This window comes from Vreelandella olivaria (genome assembly GCF_023507745.1).
Classification (GTDB): Bacteria; Pseudomonadota; Gammaproteobacteria; order Pseudomonadales; family Halomonadaceae; genus Vreelandella; species Vreelandella olivaria_A.
In genome coordinates, this window is record NZ_JALPZO010000081.1 from 49,653 (window position 1) to 72,646 (window position 22,994).

General features: G+C 53.6%; 22 protein-coding genes. 14 read left to right on the plus strand and 8 right to left on the minus strand.

All coding sequences use genetic code 11. The features are described from left to right. Positions 1-58: 58 nt before the first annotated feature. The 3 genes from HP566_RS06995 to HP566_RS07005 all read right to left on the minus strand — a co-directional run bounded on the left by HP566_RS06995 (position 59) and on the right by HP566_RS07005 (position 2,746). Positions 59-991: a lysine exporter LysO family protein gene (locus tag HP566_RS06995; RefSeq protein ID WP_249976544.1), complete on the minus strand. Its 933-nt coding sequence runs from the start codon at positions 989-991 to the stop codon at positions 59-61. Further along, positions 992-1,717, minus strand: a complete 726-nt coding sequence (locus HP566_RS07000; protein ID WP_249976545.1) for a hypothetical protein — start codon at positions 1,715-1,717, stop codon at positions 992-994. Between the two features lie 93 nt (positions 1,718-1,810). After that, positions 1,811-2,746 (minus strand): 2-hydroxyacid dehydrogenase, encoded by a 936-nt coding sequence (locus tag HP566_RS07005; protein ID WP_249976546.1) that lies wholly within the window; start codon positions 2,744-2,746, stop codon positions 1,811-1,813. Between the two features lie 365 nt (positions 2,747-3,111). Between HP566_RS07005 and doeA the strand changes: the two genes are divergently transcribed. The 11 genes from doeA (at position 3,112) to HP566_RS07060 (ending at position 15,530) form a co-directional block, all read left to right on the plus strand. After that, entirely contained in the window at positions 3,112-4,311 is a 1,200-nt protein-coding gene (gene doeA, locus HP566_RS07010; RefSeq protein WP_249976547.1) for an ectoine hydrolase DoeA, read from the plus strand. A gap of 26 nt (positions 4,312-4,337) precedes the next feature. After that, positions 4,338-5,381 carry a N(2)-acetyl-L-2,4-diaminobutanoate deacetylase DoeB gene (gene doeB, locus HP566_RS07015; protein ID WP_249976548.1) on the plus strand — a complete coding sequence of 348 codons (1,044 nt, stop codon included), beginning with the start codon at positions 4,338-4,340 and terminating at the stop codon, positions 5,379-5,381. Next, positions 5,378-5,854, plus strand: coding sequence for an Lrp/AsnC family transcriptional regulator (locus tag HP566_RS07020; protein WP_249976549.1), 477 nt, complete (start codon positions 5,378-5,380; stop codon positions 5,852-5,854). The genes doeB and HP566_RS07020 overlap by 4 nt, the downstream gene beginning before the upstream one ends. A gap of 204 nt (positions 5,855-6,058) precedes the next feature. Then, the gene (locus HP566_RS07025) at positions 6,059-7,555 is read left to right on the plus strand and encodes an NAD-dependent succinate-semialdehyde dehydrogenase (protein WP_249976550.1); all 1,497 of its coding nucleotides are present in this window, start codon (positions 6,059-6,061) and stop codon (positions 7,553-7,555) included. A gap of 87 nt (positions 7,556-7,642) precedes the next feature. Then, the gene (locus HP566_RS07030) at positions 7,643-9,076 is read left to right on the plus strand and encodes an aspartate aminotransferase family protein (protein ID WP_249976551.1); all 1,434 of its coding nucleotides are present in this window, start codon (positions 7,643-7,645) and stop codon (positions 9,074-9,076) included. 179 nt (positions 9,077-9,255) lie between these two features. Next, positions 9,256-9,723, plus strand: a complete 468-nt coding sequence (locus HP566_RS07035; protein ID WP_249976552.1) for an S-ribosylhomocysteine lyase — start codon at positions 9,256-9,258, stop codon at positions 9,721-9,723. A 179-nt stretch (positions 9,724-9,902) separates the two neighbouring features. Further along, the gene (locus tag HP566_RS07040; protein ID WP_249976553.1) at positions 9,903-10,535 is read left to right on the plus strand and encodes a TetR/AcrR family transcriptional regulator; all 633 of its coding nucleotides are present in this window, start codon (positions 9,903-9,905) and stop codon (positions 10,533-10,535) included. A 254-nt stretch (positions 10,536-10,789) separates the two neighbouring features. Next, positions 10,790-12,841, plus strand: coding sequence for an NADH:flavin oxidoreductase (locus HP566_RS07045; protein WP_249976554.1), 2,052 nt, complete (start codon positions 10,790-10,792; stop codon positions 12,839-12,841). 56 nt (positions 12,842-12,897) lie between these two features. After that, complete coding sequence (locus HP566_RS07050) at positions 12,898-13,509, plus strand: LysE family translocator (RefSeq protein ID WP_249976555.1); 612 nt, start codon at positions 12,898-12,900, stop codon at positions 13,507-13,509. 117 nt (positions 13,510-13,626) lie between these two features. Further along, positions 13,627-14,643, plus strand: coding sequence for a CNNM domain-containing protein (locus tag HP566_RS07055; RefSeq protein ID WP_249976556.1), 1,017 nt, complete (start codon positions 13,627-13,629; stop codon positions 14,641-14,643). 236 nt (positions 14,644-14,879) lie between these two features. Beyond that, positions 14,880-15,530: a peroxiredoxin gene (locus HP566_RS07060; RefSeq protein ID WP_249976557.1), complete on the plus strand. Its 651-nt coding sequence runs from the start codon at positions 14,880-14,882 to the stop codon at positions 15,528-15,530. A 116-nt stretch (positions 15,531-15,646) separates the two neighbouring features. Here the strand turns inward: HP566_RS07060 and HP566_RS07065 are convergent, their stop codons facing one another. Continuing rightward, positions 15,647-16,660, minus strand: a complete 1,014-nt coding sequence (locus tag HP566_RS07065; RefSeq protein WP_249976558.1) for an isocitrate dehydrogenase — start codon at positions 16,658-16,660, stop codon at positions 15,647-15,649. Between the two features lie 225 nt (positions 16,661-16,885). On the opposite strand from HP566_RS07065, the gene cfa reads away from it, so the two are divergent. Further along, complete coding sequence (cfa, locus tag HP566_RS07070) at positions 16,886-18,046, plus strand: cyclopropane fatty acyl phospholipid synthase (protein ID WP_249976559.1); 1,161 nt, start codon at positions 16,886-16,888, stop codon at positions 18,044-18,046. On the opposite strand, the gene HP566_RS07075 is transcribed toward cfa, so the two are convergent. The 4 genes from HP566_RS07075 to HP566_RS07090 all read right to left on the minus strand — a co-directional run bounded on the left by HP566_RS07075 (position 18,039) and on the right by HP566_RS07090 (position 21,580). Beyond that, positions 18,039-19,004 (minus strand): arsenic resistance protein, encoded by a 966-nt coding sequence (locus HP566_RS07075; protein ID WP_249976560.1) that lies wholly within the window; start codon positions 19,002-19,004, stop codon positions 18,039-18,041. The two genes, cfa and HP566_RS07075, sit on opposite strands and share 8 nt — an antisense overlap. Before the next feature lie 5 nt (positions 19,005-19,009). After that, entirely contained in the window at positions 19,010-19,411 is a 402-nt protein-coding gene (locus HP566_RS07080; RefSeq protein WP_249976561.1) for a fluoride efflux transporter FluC, read from the minus strand. Continuing rightward, positions 19,408-19,791 carry a CrcB family protein gene (locus tag HP566_RS07085; protein ID WP_249976562.1) on the minus strand — a complete coding sequence of 128 codons (384 nt, stop codon included), beginning with the start codon at positions 19,789-19,791 and terminating at the stop codon, positions 19,408-19,410. Before HP566_RS07085 ends, HP566_RS07080 begins: the two co-directional genes overlap by 4 nt. Positions 19,792-19,885: 94 nt before the next feature. Then, positions 19,886-21,580, minus strand: a complete 1,695-nt coding sequence (locus HP566_RS07090) for a 2-isopropylmalate synthase (protein WP_249976563.1) — start codon at positions 21,578-21,580, stop codon at positions 19,886-19,888. Between the two features lie 217 nt (positions 21,581-21,797). On the opposite strand from HP566_RS07090, the gene HP566_RS07095 reads away from it, so the two are divergent. Then, positions 21,798-22,283 (plus strand): Lrp/AsnC family transcriptional regulator, encoded by a 486-nt coding sequence (locus HP566_RS07095; protein WP_249976564.1) that lies wholly within the window; start codon positions 21,798-21,800, stop codon positions 22,281-22,283. A 72-nt stretch (positions 22,284-22,355) separates the two neighbouring features. Further along, entirely contained in the window at positions 22,356-22,715 is a 360-nt protein-coding gene (locus tag HP566_RS07100) for a RidA family protein (RefSeq protein WP_249976565.1), read from the plus strand. Positions 22,716-22,994 lie beyond the last annotated feature (279 nt).

The window sequence follows — 22,994 nt, forward strand, 5'->3', positions numbered from 1 at the left end:
AATAACCATGGGATAACGTCAGTTTCCCATTATCCTACCCAAGGAGTGGCCGTTACGGCTAACCCGAAAGAGATAGAAAGAACAGGATAAGTGGCGGGGAGAGCAGCGAAAGGATAAAGCCGCTAACGACCGCGATGGGTACACAGGCCACACCGCCGTGCTGTTGAATGACCGGCAGTGTGAAATCCATGGAGGTTGCACCACCATAGCCAATCGCCAGTGCAGTATGGCGGTGAATCACTAAGGGGATCAAAATAAACGCCAGCAACTCTCGGGTAAGGTCGTTGAAAAATGCCACCCCGCCCATCAATGGCCCAAGCTGGTCACCAATTAAAATGGCGGAAAGCGAGTACCAGCCAAACCCTGAGGCCATGGCCAGGCCTTCGTTCCAGGTGAGCGAGAGCAGCGGGGCAGCTATCAAGCCTGCCAACAGGGAACTTAGTGCCAGGGTGATGGCAATGGCAAGCCCAAGCCGGTTTAGCAGAATTTGCTTGAGAGGCATGCCGGAGTTTCGCAGCTGGCAGCCAATCAGCACCAGCAGCACATAGAGCACCCACTCGGCCAGCTTATCCGCCGTGGTAAATAGTACCTCCCCTGTGAGCGGGCCCAATAATAGGCCTATCATCACGCCACCGACCACTACGGCTACCAGCATTAATGACCCCTGCATGGCAGCCAGCTTACTGGTAGGGGCATCTTTAACCACCGGGGAACCGCCAGCCCTTAGGGCCGCCCGGCGGGAAAGCCACCACAACGCGGTAAGATTGCACACGGTGGTAATACTAAACAGTAGCAGGGCATTGCCCCCCAAACGCGAAAGTTGGTTGCCCAGGTTCTCAAGCCCGGCCAGACTTACGCCCATAAACAGCAAAATCGCGTACACCGAGCCGGTTACGGCTCGGTTGATAACGTTCATCAGGCGAAGGGAGCGAACGCGGACTAAATAGCCCAACAGCAGGGGCAGTAAAACAATCAGTAGACCTGAGAACATTTAAGGTGCATCACCCCCGGTGGGGTTAAACTGGGTCATGGTGAGTTGGGTTTGGCGCCGCCCCTCTTTTTGATACTCCGCTGACAGAATCAAGCCAGGCCATTGTGGATGGAAGTTAATTTGTAGATGACGGTCGGGCTTTTCCCCATCAATTAGTGTCACGCGGTTGGCGTTAAACTCGCCTGCCGGCACGCGAATGGTGCCGGGCTCGTTGACATAGTAAAGAAAATGCTCATCGCGTCCGCGGTGGTCAACGAATTCGATATTGCAGGGAGCGCTTTCCGTACAGCTCTCATGGCCTGCACGGCGTGAGAGGTCAAAGAGGGCTGTTTGCCTGTCAAGGGAGCTGATATCGCCCTCATTCAACTGGTAGCTGTCTCCAACGCCAAAGAGCGAATAGCTACTGCTATAAAGCAGTGATCGGGTGGTCGTGTCATCCAAAACAAAGCGGCTGCGCTCCTGGCCACGGGCAACGGCCACCGAGAAGCTCATGTCGCTTAACCAGTGCAGCCCTTCGTTGCTAAGGGTGTGGGTGATATTGGCATTTGGCCAACCACGTATAGCAAGCCGGTACTGAGCTTCAAAAGGGTGTGGAGCCGGTAGCGCTTGGGTGGCGTCATCCGGCGTATCATTGGCAGTTACAACGTTACAAAATGCCATCGCAGCCGTAGCGAAGGCTGCACTGATTACCTTACTTTTCGTGGAACGTACCGAAACGTTACGCAAAGGCTCTTTCTCCATTTGTCATGTTGTCCTAAGAGCCTTTAGCCAGCGCTTGGTTCCCAGTCGCCAGCAGTATAGCGAGCGTGTCTGATCAGGTCAGTAGCCTGCATCAGGATTTATGGTGGTCAGTTTTTCTCCCGACTCAAAGGCGCGCAAGTACGAGATCACCTGATCAATGGCGTCATTCAATGGCGTAGGGGCTGCCATATGGGGGGTCACAATGACACGGGGGTGTTGCCATAGCGGGTGACGGGACGGCAGCGGCTCTTCGCTGAACACATCCAGCAATGCGCCCCGCAGATGGCCTGTTTGTGTTTCGTTACCTAGCGCATCCAGCAGCGCTTGCTCGTCAATCAAGCTGCCCCTGCCTGGGTTAATGACGCTGGCCCCTTGTGGTAGTTTGCTCAGCCGTTCAGCATTGAGAATGCCTTGTGTGGCGGCAGTATCAGGAAGAATTGTCACCACGCTCTGCACTTGGCTCAGCAACTCATCCAGCCCATCATCACCATGCAAACAGCGAACGCCAGTAAGCGTTTTCGGGGTGCGGCTCCAGCCGACAACGGGGAAACCTGCCTGTTGAATGGCGCTGGCCACGAAGCTACCGATGGCGCCCAGGCCGAGAACACCCACTGGCCACTGGGACTTTTCGACAACTGAATGGGGTTGCCAGTTGGCGTTTGTTTGTTGCAGCGCATAGCGGTCCATACTGCGGTAGAAGTGTAAGACCCCGTAGAGGACATAGTCCGCCATCAACTCACCCATGCCAGCATCACGGAGTTTTACAATGGGTACCTCTTTGGGCAACCCCGGTGTTTTCAGCAGGTAATCCACCCCAGCACCCAGGTTGATAATGCCTTTTAACTGGGCTTGTTCCTGCAGCAGGTGGGCGGGTGCTTTCCAGGCTGCAAGGTAGTCGGCATTTTTGCGCTCCTCTGCGGGTGCATCGCTGGTGACCACGGTTGCTTCTGGCAATGCCTCGGAAAGCGCTGCCTGCCACTCTGCGGCGTCGTTAATATGCACCACTATTTTCATGCTGCCTCCTATTGCGTCACCTGTTCTGAGTTAACCGCTATCATGGGTTAGGTTGGGTGAGTGCTGCAAGGGATACGCTTGCCCACTCAGAGAGTCGCGCTAACCACTGCTCAACTGCAACACGTAGTGGGAATGCCTCTGGTCTGGCGCGTTAAAGCGGTGCTGGGTGTACCCTTTACAATGCTTTCATGCAGCTTTTGCGATAAAGGCTTTGACCGGCAACCGAGGGTCGGTGCTAGTATCGGCTTAAGACGACATTGGCGGGCCTACTGCGGCGGTGGCCAGGTCGATCCTGTGGCCCAGCGTAGTGTGCCTAAGGTGGGTAGTACGCTGGTTCTTAGTGATCTTTGATGGCGAGTTGCCCGATGACTGAGGTTTCCCTGCCCTTCACGCGCGAAGAGTACGCTACCCGCCTGTGGAAGGTGCGTGCAGAAATGGCTGGTCGAGGCATTGACGTGTTGATCGTCAGTGATCCCTCCAATATGGCATGGTTGACCGGTTACGATGGCTGGTCGTTTTATGTCCACCAGTGCGTGCTGGTTGGACTTGAAGGCGAGCCTGTCTGGTTTGGCCGCCGAATGGATGCCAACGGCGCGCTGCGCACCTGCTGGATTCACCCCGATAATATTACCTACTACCCGGATTATTACGTTCAGAACCCCGATATGCATCCGATGGAATATCTGGCGCAGTCGATTATGCCTGACCGCGGCTGGCACACTGGTGTGGTAGGGATGGAGATGGATAACTACTACTTCTCCGCAAAAGCGTACCAAAGCCTGCTTCGCGAGCTGCCTCACGCACGCTTTATGGATGCCAATTCGCTGGTGAACTGGTGCCGGGCGATTAAGTCTCCCCAAGAAGTCGCTTATATGCGGGTGGCTGCTAAAATCGTGGAGGGTATGCATTCGCGCATTTTGGAAGTCATCGAACCAGGTTTGCCCAAAAGCAAGCTGGTGTCGGAAATCTACCGTGTGGGGATCGAAGGTTTTGTGGATGAGAGCGGCAAGGTATTTGGTGGTGATTACCCTGCTATTGTTCCCATGCTGCCTACCGGTAAAGATGCAGCAGCGCCACACCTGACCTGGGATGACACCCCCTTCCGTAATGGGGAGGGCACCTTCTTTGAAATTGCCGGGGTGTTCAAGCGCTATCATGCCCCCATGTCACGTACGGTGTTCCTTGGCACGCCGCCCATTGACTTTATTCGTGCGGAATCTGCCCTGTTGGAAGGGATAGAAAACGGCCTGGCCGTGGCGAAACCCGGTAATCGGACGGCGGATATTGCCATGGCGTTGGGGGCCGCCATGGATAAATACGGTTTTGACCGCGGTGGTGCGCGTTGCGGTTACCCTATAGGCATTTCGTACCCGCCCGACTGGGGCGAGCGAACCATGAGCCTGCGTCCCTCGGATGAAACCATTCTGCAGCCCGGCATGACCTTTCACTTTATGCCCGGCCTATGGGTTGACGACTGGGGGCTGGAAATTACGGAAAGTATTTTAATTACCGAAGATGGTTGCGAAACCCTGGCCAATTTTCCGCGCCAGCTGTTCGTCAAGTAGCCGTTTGCCAATATAAGGAATGCATCATGACCCTTCAACCGAACCAACTGCGGCCCAGCCCTATTTCCGCCACCGTTGATTTCGACGCTGATGGTGTGCAACACGGTTTTTTAAAACTGCCCATCTCAACCGATGAGTCTGCCTGGGGAGCTGTGATGATTCCTGTCACCGTGGTTAAAAACGGTGAGGGTCCCACGGCGCTACTGACCGGCGGCAACCACGGTGATGAGTATGAAGGCATTACCTCCCTGCTAAAGCTGTCATCCACGCTGAAGGCCGAGGATGTAACCGGTCGGGTGATTATCGTACCGTGTATGAACACCCCGGCGGTGATGGCGGGCAAGCGCACCTCTCCAATGGATAAGGGAAATCTCAATCGCAGCTTTCCAGGCGACCCTAACGGCATGGTGACGTCGCAAATTGCCGACTACTTTACCCGTGTATTAGTACCGATGAGTGATGTCGTCCTTGATCTGCATTCCGGTGGCCGTACGTTGGATATTTTACCGTTTGGCGCCTCCCATGTGCTGGATGATAAAGCCCAGCAGCAGGCGGCCCTGGACGGCGCAAAAGCCTTTGGCGCCCCCTATGCCATGGTGATGTTTGAGCTGGATGCGGAGAAGCTGTTCGACACCGCCTGCGAGCGGCAGGGTAAAGTGTTTGTGGCCACCGAGCTTGGTGGCGGTGGCACCTCAACCCCCCAAAGCATGGCCATTGCCGAACGCGGTGTGCACAACTTCCTGATCCACTATGGCCTGGTGGCAGGCGAGGTGGAAATGCCTGTGGGTGGGCAGATGTATCTGGATATGCCGGATGCCAGTTGTTATGTGCAGAGCCAGCACTCCGGAGTGTTGGAGCTGCTGGTAGCGCTGGGCGATGAGGTAAAGAGAGGCCAAACCATCGCCTATGTGTACGATATGACCCGTAGTGGCACCGCGCCAGTTGCATATAAAGCGGAGCGGGACGGTATTTTAATGGCCCGTCGTGCACCTTCATTAATTAATATGGGAGATACCCTGGCGGTGATTGCCGATATCGTTGAACGCCTGGAGGCGTCTCCTAAGGCATGATGAAACTTGACCGTTATGATCTGAAAATCCTCGATATCCTGTCTCGTGATGGGCGGATTACCAAGTCCAGGCTGGCTGAAGCCATCAACCTCTCGGTCAGTCCTTGCTGGGAGCGGGTGAAGCGGCTGGAAAAGGCGGGGGTTATTCAGGGCTACAGCGCGCGCATCAATGCTGAGGTATTGGTGCCGCGTAATCCTGTATGGGTGCAGATCGAGCTGAAACAGCATAATGCCGAAAGCTTTGCCCGCTTTGAAGCATTAGTGATGCAAACACCTGATGTCACCGAGTGTGTGGCCGTTGGCGGTGGTGTGGATTACCTGGTGAAGTTTGAGGCACGAACCATTGATAGCTATCAGCGGCTGATGGACAAATGGCTGGTATCGGAAGTGGGGATTGAGCGCTACTTCACCTATATCGTGACAAAGACGGTTAAAAGACAGCCCATTGGTATTGATATGGGCGAGATACAGTAGCGGCTGCTGCCCTATGTCCCAAAAAAACTACCTGTAAACGTCGTTTTGGCAAAAAAACTCCTGTTATAAAGCGCCACTTTCAAAAACACTTCGTGCGGCATCTCCCTTACCCTGGGTACAACTCATCAGGTTGGCGATAGGCCGATCATTTGTAACGTACAACGTTTTGATGCCCGCTATTGGCTTCAAACAGGGGAGGTTGCCATGACCACATTATCGACCACGCTCGCCAAGCGCCTGGAAGATCCGCGCCTGTTTCGGCAGTACGCTTATGTGAACGGTAAGTGGACCCACGGAGTAGGTGGCCGCGAAGAAGCGGTGTATGACCCTGCCACCAACGAAGCCATTGGCCATATTCCGCTGCTGGAAGCAGAACAAATTACCGCTGCGGTAGATGCCGCAGAGGCTGCTTTTGTGCACTGGCGTGCACTGCGTACAGATGAACGCTGCGAGCGGTTGCTGGCCTGGTACGACCTGATTCAAGCCAATCGTGAAGACCTCGCGACCATTATGACCCTGGAGCAGGGAAAACCGCTGCCCGATGCCCGTGGTGAGGTGGAGTATGGCGCAAGTTTTGTGCGCTGGTTCGCTGAAGAGGGTAAGCGCACTTATGGCGAAACGATTCCCAGCCATATACCCAATGCCGCCTTGGGCACTATTAAAGAGCCGGTTGGTATTGCGGCGATGATTACGCCCTGGAACTTTCCCCTGGCGATGATTACCCGCAAGGCAGCAGCGGCCTTGGCGGCAGGCTGCCCGGTGGTTATCAAGCCTGCCAATGAAACGCCTTTTTCAGCGCTGGCGCTGGCGGAACTTGCCGAACGTGCGGGGATTCCTGCAGGTATTTTTAATGTCGTTTTGGGCGACCCGGCGGAAGTCTCGAACATTCTATGCGGTGAGCCGCGCATTCGGGCGCTCTCGTTTACTGGCTCCACCCGCGTGGGCCGTTTACTGATCGAGCAAAGCGCTCACACGGTTAAGCGTCTATCGCTGGAGTTGGGGGGCAATGCACCCTTTATTGTTGGCCCGGATATGGACCCAAAAGAAGCTGCCTTCGCGGCGGTGGCGGCTAAATTTCAAACAGCCGGGCAGGATTGCCTGGCGGCTAACCGCATATTGGTACATGAATCGATTCATGATGCATTCGTTGAGCACTTCACCGAGCGCATGGCGGCACTGACCGTTGGTAATGGGCTACATGGTGAAGTGGACCTTGGCCCCTTGATTCACCGTCAGGCAGTCGAGAAAGCTGCTGCCATTGTCGATGATGCCATCTCGCGCGGTGCCAAACTGGTTGCTGGTGATCAAAGCCAGGCGCCCGGTGAGAACTTCTTTATGCCGGTGATGCTGACCGGTGTAACGCCGCAAATGAAAGTGTGGCGGGAAGAGAACTTTGCCCCGGTGGCGGGTATTACCGCTTATAGTACCGACGATGAAGTGATCGAACTGGCTAACGACACCGAGTACGGCTTGGCGGCGTATATCTATACCCACGATATCCGCCGTATCTGGAAGCTAATGCGCGCCCTGGAGTACGGCATGGTCAGTGTTAATTCGGTGAAAATGACCGGGCCTCCCGTCCCCTTCGGTGGTGTGAAGCAGTCCGGCCTTGGCCGTGAAGGCGGCGCCACGGGTATTGATGAGTACCTGGAGACGAAGTACTACTGCCTGGGAGCACTTGGCTCGGTGTCGGGAAGCTAGCGACGATCACCTCCTACGCCGCTATGATTTACATTATTTCAGTACCTTCCCCAACGTTGGGGAGGTTTATCGTACAGAGAGAACGTTATGAGCTTGCATCAGGATCTGATTGAACGCGACCGCAAAGTTACCTTTCACGCCTCCACCCATCTGCGTGACTTCGCCCATGGCGATGCACCCGGCCGTGTTATAACCGGCGGTAAGGGCATCCATATCGTAGATAAGGATGGCCGCGAGTTCATCGACGGTTTTGCTGGCCTTTACTGCGTCAATATCGGCTATGGTCGCACCGAAGTGGCCGAGGCGATCTACAAGCAGGCCCTGGAGCTCTCCTACTACCACACCTATGTGGGCCACTCTAACGAGCCGCAAATCGAGCTTTCCGAACGCGTGCTGAAAATTGCGGGCATGAATATGTCCAAGGTGTATTACGGCATGTCCGGCAGTGATGCCAACGAAACCCAACTGAAGATTGTGCGCTACTACAATAACGTGCTGGGACGTCCGCAAAAGAAAAAGGTTATTTCCCGCATGCGTGGCTACCATGGCTCCGGTATTGCATCAGGCTCGCTCACCGGCCTGAAAGCGTTCCACGACCACTTCGATCTGCCGATTGATACCATTCGTCATACCGAAGCGCCGCACTATTACCTGCGTGCCGCCGAGCAGCATGGCATGACGGAGCTGGAATTCTCTGCTTACTGCGCTGACAAGCTGGAAGCCATGATTCTGGAAGAGGGCCCGGATACCGTCGCTGCCTTTATTGGCGAGCCGGTGCTGGGTACCGGCGGTATCGTGCCGCCGCCTGAGGGGTACTGGGATGCCATTCAAGCGGTACTGACCAAGTACGATGTGCTACTGATTGCCGATGAGGTTGTATGTGGTTTTGGCCGTACAGGGTCTGATTTCGGCAGTCATCACTACAATATGAAGCCTGATTTGGTCACGATTGCTAAAGGCTTAACCAGTGCTTATCAGCCACTTTCCGGGGTGATTGTCGGTGATAAAGTGTGGCAGGTACTTGAGCAGGGTACCGGTGAGTTTGGCCCTATCGGCCATGGCTGGACCTACTCAGGCCACGCACTTGGCTGTGCCGCTGGCCTTGCTAACCTGGATATTATTGAGCGTGAGAATCTGGTGGGTAATGCTGCTGAAACTGGTGCTTACTTCCAGGCGCAGCTAAAAGCTAATTTTGAAGGCCACCCACTGTTGGGTGATGTTCGCGGTGTTGGCCTGATGGCCGCTCTTGAGTTTTCTCCAGATGCCAAGCAACGCCTGCACTTTGATCCGGCATTGAAAGTTGGCCCTCGCGTTGCAGCAGCGGCGATGGAAGAGAACCTGATTGCCCGTGCCATGCCCCAGGGCGATATTCTGGGCTTCGCGCCGCCATTAACGATTAATCGTGGCGAAGTGGATGAGATGATCGGGCGCGCCAAGCGTGCTATCGACCGGATCACCGATGAGCTGGTGCGCTCAGGCGACCTGAAATCTGGTGAACAGGAAGCGGCATTGACTGTGTAAAACAGTCCGCGAGCCTGGTGCCAGATGTAATACGCCGCAGTGTATTCACTGCGGCGTTTCTGTTTTTGAAGTAGGTGGCTATGCTAAACACAAGATCACCACTCACAAGGACATGTTAGGTTGGTATCCGACTGTCCAGACCTCATAATGGTCGCATAGTTAACGAAGATGGAGCCAACATGACCGAGAAACGAATGAATGTCGAAAGCTTTAACCTGGACCACACCAAGGTTAAAGCCCCCTATGTGCGCTTGGCGGATATTAAAGAAGGCCTGAACGGCGACCGTATCCACAAGTACGATCTACGTATTTGTCAGCCCAATAAAGAGCACATGGAGATGCCGGCACTGCACTCTCTTGAGCATTTAATGGCTGAGCTGTCCCGTAACCACTCAGACAAAGTAGTGGATATCAGTCCTATGGGCTGTCAGACCGGCTTCTACATCGCGATGATTAATCACGATGACTACGATGATGTGCTCAAGATTATAGAGCAGACATTGCAGGATGTTCTGGAAGCCACAGAAGTGCCCGCCTGTAATGAAGTACAGTGCGGCTGGGCCGCCAGCCACAGCCTGGAAGGTGCCCAGGAGTTGGCGCGCAACCTGCTGGCTAAACGCAATGAGTGGACCGAAGTATTCGCTTAAGCGTTTGTATTAACCGCCTGTCGTCATGAAACGCCTCCCCAGTGGAGGCGTTGGTGTTGCTGGTAGTGAGTGAAGCAAGGACACGTCTGGAAAAGGAGTAAACAAGTTGGCTGGCTTGTGTACATGCAATATGACACCTGTGTACACTGCGCGAATTCAGTAATCAGGATTTATATGTGATGCCAACTGAGGATGTTTCAACTGCTAAAGGTTCCCGTGACGTCTGGCTTGATGCCGCTTTCGAACTGCTGATCAAATCCGGCGTTGACAGCGTACGCATTCTGCCCCTGGCGAAGCGTCTCCAGCTCTCCCGAACCAGCTTCTATTGGTTCTTCAAGGACCGTGAAGCGCTGCTCAATGCTCTGATCGAGTGCTGGCGAGAGAAGAATACTCAGGGGCTGGTGCGCCAGACCGAGGTCTACGCCGAGCATATTGTCGAGGCGATGCTCAACGTCTTCGACTGCTGGCTGAATCCCCTCCTGTTCGACTCCCGACTGGAGTTCGCCATGCGTAGTTGGGCGCTGCAGTCACAAGCCGTGGTAGATGAGATCGAGGCTGCCGATACTGCGCGCATTGAAGCACTGTCGCGCATGTTTGAACGTTACGGCTATGACCCATTGGCTGCCAATGTGCGTGGGCGTACCATCTACCTGACCCAGATCGGTTATATTTCGATGAAGACCCAGGAGCCGCTCGAAGTGCGCATGCAGCGAATCCCCACCTATGTTGAGATATTCACCGGACAGGCGCCCGTGGCCAGGGACCTGCAACGTTTTCATGCCCGACATGGGTATGTGAACAGGGCCAACTGAAGGCATCTTATTCCTTCAGTTCGGTAGGCGGCATCAAGACCGCAATGAATGGCTTGGTTGATCCCCGTATCCTGAATCGTTTCCTGCTCTTTTTTCATAGGTCGTTGACCCTGTTGACCAGTGTTAGCTCGGTATGACGCCGGGTGGGAATCACATAAATTATTCATCAAATGTACATCTATGTACATTTGGTTGACAAGTGTGTACATGTGCCGTTAGGTTTGTCAAGAACACAACAAAACGGTGCCTTGACCATGGCTAACGATCCGCTGCTGCAACCCTTGCAGCTCAAGCATCTCACCCTGAAGAATCGGTTGATGATGACTTCCCACGAGCCCGCGTATCCCGAGGACGGAATGCCCAAGGAGCTCTATCGGGCCTATCACGTCGAACGGGCCAGGGCCGGTATCGGCCTGACCATGACTGCCGGGTCCGCAACGGTGGCCAAGGACAGTCCACCAGTGTTCAATAACATCCTCGCCTACAAGGACGAAGTGGTGCCGTGGATGAAAGAGCTGACCGACGCCTGCCACGAGCACGGTACGGCGGTGATGATACAGTTGACCCACCTCGGCCGTCGCACCCGTTGGGACAAGGGCGACTGGCTACCGGCGGTGTCGCCCTCTCACCGCCGCGAAGCATCCCACCGCGCCTTTCCCAAGCAGGTCGAGGAGTGGGACATCGAGCGCTTGATCCGCGACTATGCCGATGCCGCCGAACGCATGCATGCCGCCGGCCTCGATGGCATCGAGTTGCAAGCCTATGGTCACCTGATGGATCAATTCTGGTCGCCGTTGACCAATACCCTTGAGGAACCGTACGGAGGCGGTCTCGACAACCGGCTGCGTTTTACTTTTGACGTACTGCGCGCCATTCGTCAGCGGGTTGGCGAGGCGTTCATCGTCGGCGTGCGCTACACCGGCGACGAAATGCTGCCGGGGGGGCTGACGGCCAGCGACGGGATGGAGATCTCGCGGCGCCTGAAGAACAGCGGTCTGATCGATTTCCTCAACGTGGTACGCGGGCATATCGATACCGACCCGGGGCTCACCGACGTCATTCCGATTCAGGGTATGCCCAGCGCCCCGCACCTGGATTTTGCCGGCGAGATACGCCGCGAAGTCAACTTCCCTACCTTCCATGGCGCCAAGATCCAGGACGTTGCCACCGCCCGCCATGCCATCGCCTCGGGCAAGGTCGACATAATCGGCATGACCCGAGCCCACATGGCTGACCCGCACATCGTGCGCAAGATCATGGAAGGGCGCGAGGAGGAGATTCGTCCCTGCATCGGCGCCAACTACTGCCTCGATCGCATCTACCAGGGTGGCGCCGCCTACTGCATTCACAATGCCGCCACCGGGCGGGAAACCACCATGCCTCACACCATCCCCAAGGCATCGCAGAGGCGTCGGGTAGTGATCGTCGGTGCCGGTCCCGCGGGGTTGGAGGCTGCCCGCGTCGCTGGCGAACGGGGACATGAAGTGATTGTTCTCGAAGCTGCCAGCGATGCGGGCGGCCAAGTGCGGCTCACGGCGCAGAGCGAACGCCGGCGCGAGATGATGGGCATCATCGACTGGCGCCTGGCTCAGTGCGAGGCACTGGGCGTCGAGATCCGCTACAACGTCTGGGCGGAAGTCGAGGATGTGCTGCAGGAAAACCCGGGTGTGGTGATCGTGGCCACTGGTGGCTACCCCATGGAGGACCAGCCCGCAGTCGGGCACGACTTGGTGGTCAACACCTGGGACATCCTTTCCGGCCATGTGCCACCGGGCAAGCGGGTGCTGCTGTTCGACGATGCTGGCGATCATGCCGCCATGCAGGCGGCGGAGATCATTGCCGTAACGGGGGCCGAGCTTGAGATCATGACGCCGGACCGCACCTTCTCGGCGGAGATCATGGCCATGAATCTGGTGCCCTACATGCGCGCCCTGCAACGGCCGAACGTTGTCTTCACGCCCACCTATCGGCTGAAATCCGTACACCGCGATGGCAGCGAGCTGCTGGCCAGGATCACCAGTGATTATGTCTCTCAAGATCGGCTGGACCTGAACCATGAACGGCGCGTCGATCAGGTGGTGGTCAATTACGGCATTATGCCGATGGCCGATATCTATTTCGAGCTGAAGCCGCATTCCCGCAATGACGGCGAGGTGAATTACGACGACTTGATCGTGGGCAGGCCCCAGACCGTCATCCGTCGTGCGGATGGCGGGTTCCAGCTATTCCGGATTGGCGATGCCGTCGAGTCCCGCAATACCCATGCGGCTATTTATGATGCTTTACGTTTGGTCAAAGATATTTAATCCTTCCGTGACGTGTTGGCACAATGCGCGCATTTTCTTATGGGTGAGGCACTAAGATGCTAATGAATACTTGGTTTTTATACCTTATCGCCTGCATAGGACTGTCATTTTCGCCAGGGCCTAACGGCTTGCTGGCGCTGACCCACGGCGCCATGCATGGTAGTCGTAAAACCCTGTTTACCATCATCGGCGGTACCACCGGATTTATTCTGATTATTGCCCTGTGCATGTTTGGCATTGGTGCACTGCTTAAATCATCGGTGGTGTGGCTGACAGTACTGAAATGGGTGGGTGGAGCCTATCTTGTCTGGCTGGGTATTCAGGTATGGCGCTCACCGCCGGTTACAGGTGAGATTGATGTGAATGAGAGCCGGGCAGGCAGGTGGTACCTATATCGCCAGGGCGTGCTGGCATCGATTACCAACCCCAAGGTGCTGCTGTTTTTTAGCGCCTTTCTGCCTCAGTTTATCGACCCACAACGTAGTCTGGTCCTGCAATTCTTTGTACTGGCAGGCACCTTTGTCGTTATCGAATATATGGTTGAAAGCCTGCTTGCCACTATGGCCAACCGCATTCGCCATTGGTTGAAGCGCGTTGGTCGTGGATTCAACCGTACCTGCGGTGGCATCTTCGTAGCCATTGGTGCCGCGTTGCCGTTAAGGGCTTAAAATTTGGGCTCAACGGCTCACTTAACTGTAGTGGCAATGGTGATGCTTTTTAAGGGAGCTTGACAGGCTTGGTGAATGGTCTTAAAAGTGCGTGACAATCCCCTACTTTAGGCGACCATGTTTCTCCTTATCTCGATTGCCACGCTTTCGATAGCCCTCTCTTTTCTGTGTTCCATCTTTGAAGCTGCACTGCTGTCTATTACGCCAAGCTATATTGCGACACAGAAAGAAGCCCAACCCAAGTTGTATGCCGCCCTTACCAGGCTGAAAACCAATATTGATCGTCCCCTGGCGGCAATACTGACGTTGAACACTATTGCCCACACTGTTGGAGCAACAGCTGTGGGAGCCCAGGCCGCGGTCGTATTTGGCGAAGCCTCTATCGCGGTGGTGTCAGCGGTAATGACACTGTTGATTCTTGTGCTGTCAGAAATTATTCCAAAAACCATTGGGGCAACCTATTGGCGTGGACTGGCTCCATTATTGCCACGCACGCTCAACGTTATGATGTTAGCTTTACTGCCGTTTATCTGGGTATCGGAGTCAATTACCAAACGCTTTGGTAAGTCAGAGCACGATGTTGATTTGCGTAATGAGATCAAAGCGCTAGCCCAGGTAGGGCTGGAGGAAAACGTATTAGATGATGATGAGTCGCGCACCATCATTAACGTGTTGAATTTACATGAAATTGCGGTTAGCCAAGCAATGACGCCGCGTACTGTTTGTGAGACCGTTCCGCCCAATATGACGGTCAGCACATTTGACCAGCAGTATGGAAAAGCGCCTTTTACCCGTTTTCCTGTCATGGACAGCGGTGAGCAGGCATTTGGCTATGTGCATAAGGCGGATATGTATCATGCTGCTGATGACAAGACGATGCAGGAACTGATGCACCCCATCGGCAGTGTAGATTCGACGCATAATATTGAGCACGTCTTCACGTCCATGCTGAAAGACCATCTGCATATGCGCATTGTCTATGATGAACATGGCTCCTTTGTTGGGCTTATCACCCTGGAGGATATTATCGAGACAATCCTGGGGCAGGACATCATGGATGAAACCGATAATGTGCCTAATTTGCGCCATTTCGCTAAACAGCAGTGGATTAAGCGAGTAAAGCGCAATAGTTAAAGCCTGGCAGCGTGAAGAATGAAGGTGACTGCTTTGCATCCATGATGAACAAAGCGGGCTTTATCGGTGTCGCTTTGTAAGATTGATAGCCATCGTACATGCTCAGACATAGCCTGATTGTCAGCAGCTATTTCGATATCTCTAAACGTGATGTCTTAGTACGAAATGTTCTATAGCGAGGGCGTTGAAAGTCATATATGGTATTAAAGGAGTGTATACCTGTTTAAGGAGGATCTATGTCACTACGTATTAATTCAGTGGTTCCTGATTTTGAAGCTGAGACCAGTCATGGGCCTATCCGTTTTCATGAGTGGATGGGTGACAGCTGGACCATTCTCTTCTCCCACCCCAAAGACTTTACTCCGGTCTGCACCACTGAGTTTGGAGCCGTCGCCAAACTGAGTGCCGAGTGGGAAAAGCGTGGTACCAAAGTGATTGGTGTTTCGGTGGATGGCGTGGAAGATCATAAGCGCTGGGCGGGCGATATTGAGACATTTAGCGGTAGCGAAGTTAGCTTCCCGATTATTGCCGATGAGAGCCTGACCGTTTCCAAGCTGTTTGATATGTTGCCGGAAGATGCTTATCTACCAGATGGCCGCACGCCCGCCGACAGTGCCACTGTGCGTTCAGTCTTTATCATTGGGCCGGATAAGCAACTGAAACTTTCCATGACTTACCCCATGACCGTGGGCCGCAACTTTGCCGAAATTTTGCGGGCACTTGATGCTCTGCAAACCACCGTCAAGCATGGCATTGCAACGCCCGCAGACTGGACCCTGGGCCAGGATGTAATCATCCCGCCAAGTGTATCGAACGAAGATGCCAGGCAGAAGTTTGGCGAATTTGATGCGGTGTTGCCTTACCTGCGCAAGACATCGCTTAAATAGGTGTTGGTTCATGCCAGCCCACTGGGTAAATACCAGTGGGCTGCACGCAAAGCCCCACCACCGCCACGGTTTGCGCAAAACGATGAGTGGCAGGTTTGCGACTGTGAGGTGAATGCTTAAGCGGTTAGGTGGTCCACCAGCGCTTGGGCAAAGGTATCGGTGGTGCCGGTGCCGCCCATATCGGGGGTGACCATGTCGCGCCGTGTTTCCAGCACTACGCGGATCCCATGACGGATCGCATCGCCCTTTGCGTTCATACCCAGATGGTCAAGCATTTGCGCAGCGCCCAGCAGGAGCGCGCAAGGGTTAGCGACTTTCTTGCCCGCAATATCTGGTGCAGAACCATGTACTGCCTCGAAGATAGCGGCCTTTTCGCCAATATTCGCACCTGGAGCTAACCCCAACCCACCCACTAGCCCAGCACAAAGATCCGAAAGGATGTCACCAAACAGATTGGTGGTCACTACCACATCAAACTGGTGGGGGTTCATCACCAACTGCATGCAGGCATTATCCACAATCATTTCCTGAAACTCTATTGCTGGATACTCTTTGGCGATTTCCCGGGCCACTTCCAGAAACAGCCCTGAACTGGTTTTGATGATATTGGCCTTATGTACGGCAGTGACCTTCTTACGGCCCTTGTTTTTAGCCAGTTCAAAGGCATAGCGCACGATGCGCTCCGAACCATGACGCGTTACTTTAATAACAGAGATGCCAGTATTGCCATTGTCGAGCATCTCCTGGCCATCCGAAAGATAAGCACCTTCGGTGTTTTCCCGTACGGTAATCATATCAATATCATCATAGCGGGACCGGGTGCCCGGAAAACTGATAGCGGGGCGCACATTGGCGTAGAGGTCAAAGTGGCGGCGTAGCTGCACATTGATGGAGGAGAAGCCTTTGCCGATCGGTGTTGTCAATGGGCCTTTCAGAGCAATGCCACAGTGTTCAATAGCATCTAACGATGCCTGAGGAATCAGCGTGCCATGTTTTTCAAGGGCTGTCAGACCCGCGTCTACAAACTCGTACTCCAGGCCACACTCCAGTGCATCCAGCACCCGCAGGGTGGCATCCATTATTTCCGGACCAATCCCGTCGCCTTTAATCACCGCAATTGCCTGGCTCATGTATTGCTCCTCTAACATTAGAATAGCTCGCCAAATACCATGTTAGGCGCTTTGACAAGGGAAAGTTGGCTTCATGATAATCCATGGGGAGGCAAGAGGTCACCCTGGCTTCCTGAATACGTCACGTTATCCCATTTCGGCTAATTAAGAGATGCTAATACTGCAAAGCACTTCTATTCTCTACTAATGAAGTGGCAGTCAATAGAGCAGAGTAAGGAGCTGATCATGAATTTACCTATAAAGGAGCGTGCTAACGCAGCGTTTGATGAGACATCTACATCCCATCGGTTTATAGCGGAGCTCTTGGATCAGGCTAATATCCGCATCAATGGGCACCGGCCATGGGACATCCAGTTAAATGCCCCAGGAGTGATTGAGAATGTCCTTGCACGCGGTAATCTGGGGCTTGGCGAAAGTTATATGCAAGGTGAATGGGAGTGTGAGCAGCTAGATGAGTTTTTTGCAAGATTGCTGAAAGCACAACTTCACCAGCGTGTGAAACCCACACAGCTTATCTATCATTCGTTACGTACACGCCTGCTAAACCGACAAAGTGGTAAACGGGTGTGGAAGGTAGGCGAAAAACATTACGACTTGGGTAATGAGTTTTATGCTGCGATGCTCGACCAGCGTATGACCTATACCTGCGGTTATTGGAAAAATGCCAACACGCTTGATGCTGCTCAAGAGGCAAAATTAGACCTTATATGCCGTAAGCTACAGCTTGAGCCGGGCATGAGAGTGCTGGATATAGGTTGTGGGTGGGGAAGCTTTATGGCCTATGCCGCTGAGCACTATGGCGTGGAATGTGTCGGTCTAACGATCTCAAAAGAGCAAGCAGAATTTGGTAAACGGCTAATGAATAAAGGGCTGCCGGTTGTATTCCGCTTGCAGGATTATCGGGATGAAACCGAACTATTTGATCGTATTGTGAGTGTAGGTATGTTTGAACACGTTGGCCATAAAAACTACCGTGAGTATATGGCTGTCGCTAACCGCTGTTTGAAAGACGAAGGGTTGTTTTTGCTGCATACCATTGGCAAAAATTTGAGCAATACGGTCACTGATCCTTGGATTGATAAGTATATTTTTCCTAATGGCGAACTGCCCACCCTAGGGCAAATCATGGATGCATCTGAAGGCCTGTTTGTAGTGGAGGATGTGCATAATTTTGGTGCTGACTACGATCGTACCTTAATGGCGTGGCATCAAAACTTTGAAACCCACTGGCTGGCGTTTAAAGCACAGTATGGGGAGCGCTTCTATCGTATGTGGCGTTACTACTTACTTAGTTGCGCGGGTGTGTTTCGAGCAAGAGAGATCCATTTGTGGCAGTTGGTGATGAGTAAACAAGGTGTACAAGGAGGGTACGCTCGAGTTAGCTAACAGCTCTTTCCGGCAGAATCTTGCTGGGTAACCAACGCAGGTAAGCGACCATACCAAATAGCTCTACCAGGGATTGAAACACAATCACCACGACCGCCGCCTGCCAGGCACTGGGCAGAGTAAGCGCAATAGGCAGCATCACAAATGAATTACGCGTGCCAAAGCTAAAGGCCAGGGTTCTGGCACTGGCGGTGGGTAGCGCAAACAGCTTGCCAAGCCCCTTGCCGAGCAGTGCTGCAAAGACTAAAAAGCCAATAAAAATAAATACTACCTGCGCCAGCACGTGGCTAAGTCCAACAATGGCGTTTACCTGTGATGCGGCAATAATAAACACTACCAAGGCCAGCAGTGGTATCGGAAGAAGCCCAAGGCTGTGCACGGTGTATTTAATCGCTCGATGGCGCTCGGCGGCGTATTCAGTGATCCAGGCTAGCAATAAGGGTACCAGGATAAGGCCTGTGAAAGCGTTTAGTAGCTCTGTTGAAAGTGTGAATTGAAACCACTCACTACCTAAAAATAGCCAGAGATATACGGGTAAAGCGATCATTTGTACCAGTAGAAGTAGCGGGGTGGCGGCAACCGCGCGGGGGGCGTCCCCTTTGCCTAAGTGAGTAAAGGTAATGAACCAGTCGGTACAGGGCATTAATAGCACCAGCAAAACGCCTGCCAGCACGGCAGGGGAGAGCGGTAGCCAAATAACGATAAGGGCTAAAAATGCCGGAATGGCAATAAAGTTACCCACCATTAACGCAACCAGAAAGCGCGTGTCTTTAAAGCCGCTGGCGATACGAAGCAAGGGGATTTGAGTAAACGTGGCGTAAAGTAGTACGCCTAATAGAGGCCATAATAGCTGCTCTAGCGGCTCAGCGACTTCAGGCACTCCAATACCTATTGCCAGCCCCATTGTAATAAACGCTAGATATAGCCAGGACTGATGTTTTTCGATTTGAGCGCGCATATAGACTAATCCTGTGACCGGGGCTGTTGAAAGAGTGCCAAACGCTCCCCTAGTTTGGCGGCACCCAACCACAGTGGCAGGCTAACCAATATATATAGCAGTGCCACCCAGACCAGTCCTTGCTGCATGAGGTACAAGCTTTCCAGGCTAAACAGTGAGAAAGTGGTAAAACCGCCACAAAAACCGGCAATTAGCAGTGGTTGAAAGCGTGCTAGTTGGCCTTGGGGGAAATGGGATACCGTTGCTGCAAGCCAGCCAATAAGCCACGAGCCAATAACATTAGCGATCAATGTACCCCAAGGGAAATAACTACCCAGTAAAGCTAATGAGCCAAGTGACATCAGGTAGCGCAGTGCGCTACCCACGCCGCTTCCTATACCAACAGCAAGGTAGATTTTCCAGCTCATAGATGGCCCCCCGCCATTAGCCAGCCAACGATAGCCATTCCAAGGCCAAGTAGCAGCGTAGCTGCAATATTAAATGCAGCGCGGAGGGCGTGGCCGTTTTGCCATAGAGCCAGAGTTTGTAAGCTAAACGAAGAAACGGTGGTATAGCCCCCCAGTAGCCCCACGGCGCCAAATAGCCAGAGTGGTTGATGGCTGGATATGCTGAGGTTGCCCAGCAGCCAGCCTGCCATCAATGCGCCGCTGGCATTGACTGTCAGGGTGCCCCAGGGGAAGCTTTTGCCCAGCAAATGAGCCATGCAATTGGAAATGGCGACTCGCCCCATGCCACCCAGCGCGCCGCCTAACGCTACCAGCAGAACGCTTGTCATACTGTGACCCATGCGTACCCTTGTGGAACTGTTAACCGCGCCATAGGCTGCCAAGTGTAGCATGGGGTGCCAGCGCCACCATGGGCGCTGGTTTGTGGAAGTGGGATTAGACTGCTGCTGAGGCTTTTTGGTATGACGCCGCTGCTTCAGTTGCGGAGCGCCCGGCAATATTAATCCCTGATAACAGTGCTTTTAGTGAAGCGCTAACGGTATCGCTATCTTCTGCCACCGCGCAGATGCGCTGCCCGTCGATATTCAGTTGCACAAAGGCAATGGCATTCGCTTCGCTGTTACCGCCCAGGGAGTGTTCGCTGTAATCAATAATGGCGACGTGGCTACCGGAGTGCTGTTTCCAGGCGTCAGTGAACGCCGACATAGCGCCATTACCCGTGCCTGAAAGCCTTAATGTTTCCGTACCTTGCCACAAAGTGACCTCAATACCCTCATGCTGACCTTTTGAAAGTTGATAGTCGGCCAGCGCCAGGGGGGCATCCTGGGTAAAGTGATCGAACATTACCTGGCGAATAATGTTGCTGGAGAGTTCGCTGTTACGTTGCTCACTCTCTTTTTGCACGTAGGGGGCCAGGGCCAGCATCATCCAGCGGGGCAGGTTGATGCCGAAATCACGCTCCAGCAAGAAGGCCATGCCACCTTTGCCTGATTGGCTGTTGACGCGAATAACCGCCTGATAGTCACGGCCAATATCGTGAGGGTCAATGGGCAGGTAAGCTACTTGCCAGGGCTCGTCGGGCTTTTGATGCTTCAGCGACTTGCGAATGGCATCCTGATGGCTGCCTGAGAATGCGGTGTACACCATTTCGCCTACCCATGGGTGGCGTGGATGCATGGCAATGCCTGTGCACTCATGCACAACCTGGATAATTTCATCCGGGTTGGAAAGATCCAGTTCCGGGTCTATGCCTTGGCTATAGAGGTTCATTGCCAGGGTGACAATATCCATATTACCTGTACGCTCGCCATTGCCCAGCAAGGTGCCTTCTACACGATCGGCTCCCGCCAGCAGTGCAAGCTCCGCTGAAGCGACGGCGCCACCACGGTCATTATGGGTATGTACGGAAATAATGACGCTGTCGCGGCGGCTAATATGCTGACAGAAATACTCAATTTGGTCGGCGTGATGATGTGGCCCTGCCACTTCCACGGTCGTGGGCAAGTTAAGAATGCATTTGTTGTCCGGAGTCGGTTGCCAGACATCCATCACTGCTTCGCAAATGGCCAGAGAGAAATCAATCTCGGTACTGGAAAAGCTTTCAGGCGAGTATTGGAAGCGCCAGTCCACATCCGGGTGGCGGGCGGCATAGGTTTTGACCCAGGTGGCCCCCTGTACTGCGATATCGGTAATTCCCTCCCGGTCCATCTCGAACACCCGTTCACGTTGAATGGTGGAGGTGGAGTTGTAGAGGTGGATAATGGCGCGCTTAACACCCAGCAGCGATTCAAAGGTTTTCTCAATCAGATGCTCACGGCATTGCACCAGTACGGCAATCGTCACGTCATCGGGGATTTGGTCTTCTTCAATCAGCCAGCGTACAAAGTCGTAGTCAGGCTGGCTGGCGGAGGGAAAACCTACCATCACCTCTTTGATGCCAACTTTGATGATCTGATGCCAGAAACGCTGCTTTTGTTCAACGCTCATCGGCTCCAGTAGCGCCTGGTTACCATCGCGCAGGTCTTCGCTTACCCAAATGGGAGCCCGCGTAAGGTCGCGGTCGGGCCATTGACGATTAAAAGCGGGAACGCGTGGAGCAGGGCGGTACTTGCGATGATCAAAAGCAGACATGATGAGCTTCCTGATGAAAAGTGGTTAAGGGCGGCCGCTTGTGACGTAAGCCGCATGTTATTCGGCCCAGGGTTCAGTACCGAAACGTGGCCTGCTTATGGCAGTGGTTACAGTGTACTGGAGTTAATGCGAAAGGTTATTGCGAATCTTTGCCTTTATGGTGAATAATTGGCAGTAAATTCCATTAAGTTATTTTTTGTTGGCAGGAGTTGCTGTTATGTCACTGGTCCCTCTGGAACTGGACAGATTTGACCGCCACATTCTGGATGTGCTGCAACAGGAGGGTCGCATCAGTAACCAGGAACTGGCCGAGCGTATTGGGCTGTCTCCCTCACCCTGTTTGCGTCGCGTACGTGCCCTGGAGGAGCATGGGCTGATCACCGGGTATCGGGCCGTGGTTGATGCACGCCGGTTGGGCTACCAGCTAATGGCCCTGCTACATATTTCCATGGATCAGCATACTCCTGAGCGCTTTGATAATTTCGAACGCCATATTCGTAACATACCTAATGTGATTGAGTGTCTGATTATTACTGGTCAGGCCGCTGACTTTCAGCTCAAAATATTAGTCAAAGACATGGACGATTACCAACACTTACTGCTGCATGTGATTAACCGTATTGAAGGGGTGACCGGTGCGCATACCAGTTTTGTATTGCGCCGGGTATTTGAGCATCGCCCTGTGCCAATGGACCGCTCTTAATTTCACTTAGCCTGGGCATTGAGCCAATAGCGGTTTACACTGCTTTTTTTTAATTAGTTAGGAGGTTGCTCTGTGACGATTCAGCGCCATGATACCAAAGCCCGCATGAGCCGTGCTGTTATTCACCAGGGGGTGGCCTATCTGTGTGGTCAGGTCGCCGGTCCTGAAGCCCGTAATGCCGGTATCAAGGAACAAACTGAAAGTATGCTGGCGAGGGTCGATACGCTGCTTAAAGAGATTGGCTCAAGCCGTGAGCAGCTGTTAAGCGCCACCATTTATCTAAAAAATGGCAGCGATTTTGCCGCGATGAATGAGGTATGGGATGCCTGGGTACCAGAAGGCTATGCACCAGCGCGCACCTGCGTATGCGCACCCATGCCTGCCGAGGAGCTTAAGGTTGAAATTACCGTTACCACAGCAGTGAGTAGCTAACGCCTTAGGCTCTGTCTGAAAACTGGCTGTGCTCGACCATACGGCGTTAAAAATCGGCTCGTGCGCGAGTCCGATCAAAGTACTCATTTACCAGTATGTAAACTCCGTCTTTTCGCCGATTTTTGCCTTGTCTGGCCTTCGCTCGCCGACTTTTCAGACAAAGCCTTGTGTCTCTCCGGGCTTGTTGATTAGCTACCAGCAGGCCCTGGCATCAGGGTGAGCATCCACAAAGCCTGAGGCGTCACAGCCTGGAACCTAGATTATGCCCCCTGATGCCCT

Bases quoted from the DNA above. Each gene is read 5' to 3' on its own strand.
- doeA (WP_249976547.1), top strand. From the start codon at position 3,112: ATGACTGAGGTTTCCCTGCCCTTCACGCGCGAAGAGTACGCTACCCGC.
- HP566_RS07095 (WP_249976564.1), top strand. From the start codon at position 21,798: ATGTCACTGGTCCCTCTGGAACTGGACAGATTTGACCGCCACATTCTG.
- HP566_RS07030 (WP_249976551.1), top strand. From the start codon at position 7,643: ATGAGCTTGCATCAGGATCTGATTGAACGCGACCGCAAAGTTACCTTT.
- HP566_RS07025 (WP_249976550.1), top strand. From the start codon at position 6,059: ATGACCACATTATCGACCACGCTCGCCAAGCGCCTGGAAGATCCGCGC.
- HP566_RS07055 (WP_249976556.1), top strand. From the start codon at position 13,627: ATGTTTCTCCTTATCTCGATTGCCACGCTTTCGATAGCCCTCTCTTTT.
- HP566_RS07045 (WP_249976554.1), top strand. From the start codon at position 10,790: ATGGCTAACGATCCGCTGCTGCAACCCTTGCAGCTCAAGCATCTCACC.
- HP566_RS07020 (WP_249976549.1), top strand. From the start codon at position 5,378: ATGATGAAACTTGACCGTTATGATCTGAAAATCCTCGATATCCTGTCT.
- HP566_RS07040 (WP_249976553.1), top strand. From the start codon at position 9,903: ATGCCAACTGAGGATGTTTCAACTGCTAAAGGTTCCCGTGACGTCTGG.
- cfa (WP_249976559.1), top strand. From the start codon at position 16,886: ATGAATTTACCTATAAAGGAGCGTGCTAACGCAGCGTTTGATGAGACA.
- HP566_RS07035 (WP_249976552.1), top strand. From the start codon at position 9,256: ATGACCGAGAAACGAATGAATGTCGAAAGCTTTAACCTGGACCACACC.
- HP566_RS07060 (WP_249976557.1), top strand. From the start codon at position 14,880: ATGTCACTACGTATTAATTCAGTGGTTCCTGATTTTGAAGCTGAGACC.
- HP566_RS07050 (WP_249976555.1), top strand. From the start codon at position 12,898: ATGCTAATGAATACTTGGTTTTTATACCTTATCGCCTGCATAGGACTG.
- HP566_RS07090 (WP_249976563.1), bottom strand. From the start codon at position 21,580: ATGTCTGCTTTTGATCATCGCAAGTACCGCCCTGCTCCACGCGTTCCC.
- HP566_RS07065 (WP_249976558.1), bottom strand. From the start codon at position 16,660: ATGAGCCAGGCAATTGCGGTGATTAAAGGCGACGGGATTGGTCCGGAA.
- HP566_RS06995 (WP_249976544.1), bottom strand. From the start codon at position 991: ATGTTCTCAGGTCTACTGATTGTTTTACTGCCCCTGCTGTTGGGCTAT.
- HP566_RS07080 (WP_249976561.1), bottom strand. From the start codon at position 19,411: ATGAGCTGGAAAATCTACCTTGCTGTTGGTATAGGAAGCGGCGTGGGT.
- doeB (WP_249976548.1), top strand. From the start codon at position 4,338: ATGACCCTTCAACCGAACCAACTGCGGCCCAGCCCTATTTCCGCCACC.
- HP566_RS07085 (WP_249976562.1), bottom strand. From the start codon at position 19,791: ATGGGTCACAGTATGACAAGCGTTCTGCTGGTAGCGTTAGGCGGCGCG.
- HP566_RS07075 (WP_249976560.1), bottom strand. From the start codon at position 19,004: ATGCGCGCTCAAATCGAAAAACATCAGTCCTGGCTATATCTAGCGTTT.
- HP566_RS07005 (WP_249976546.1), bottom strand. From the start codon at position 2,746: ATGAAAATAGTGGTGCATATTAACGACGCCGCAGAGTGGCAGGCAGCG.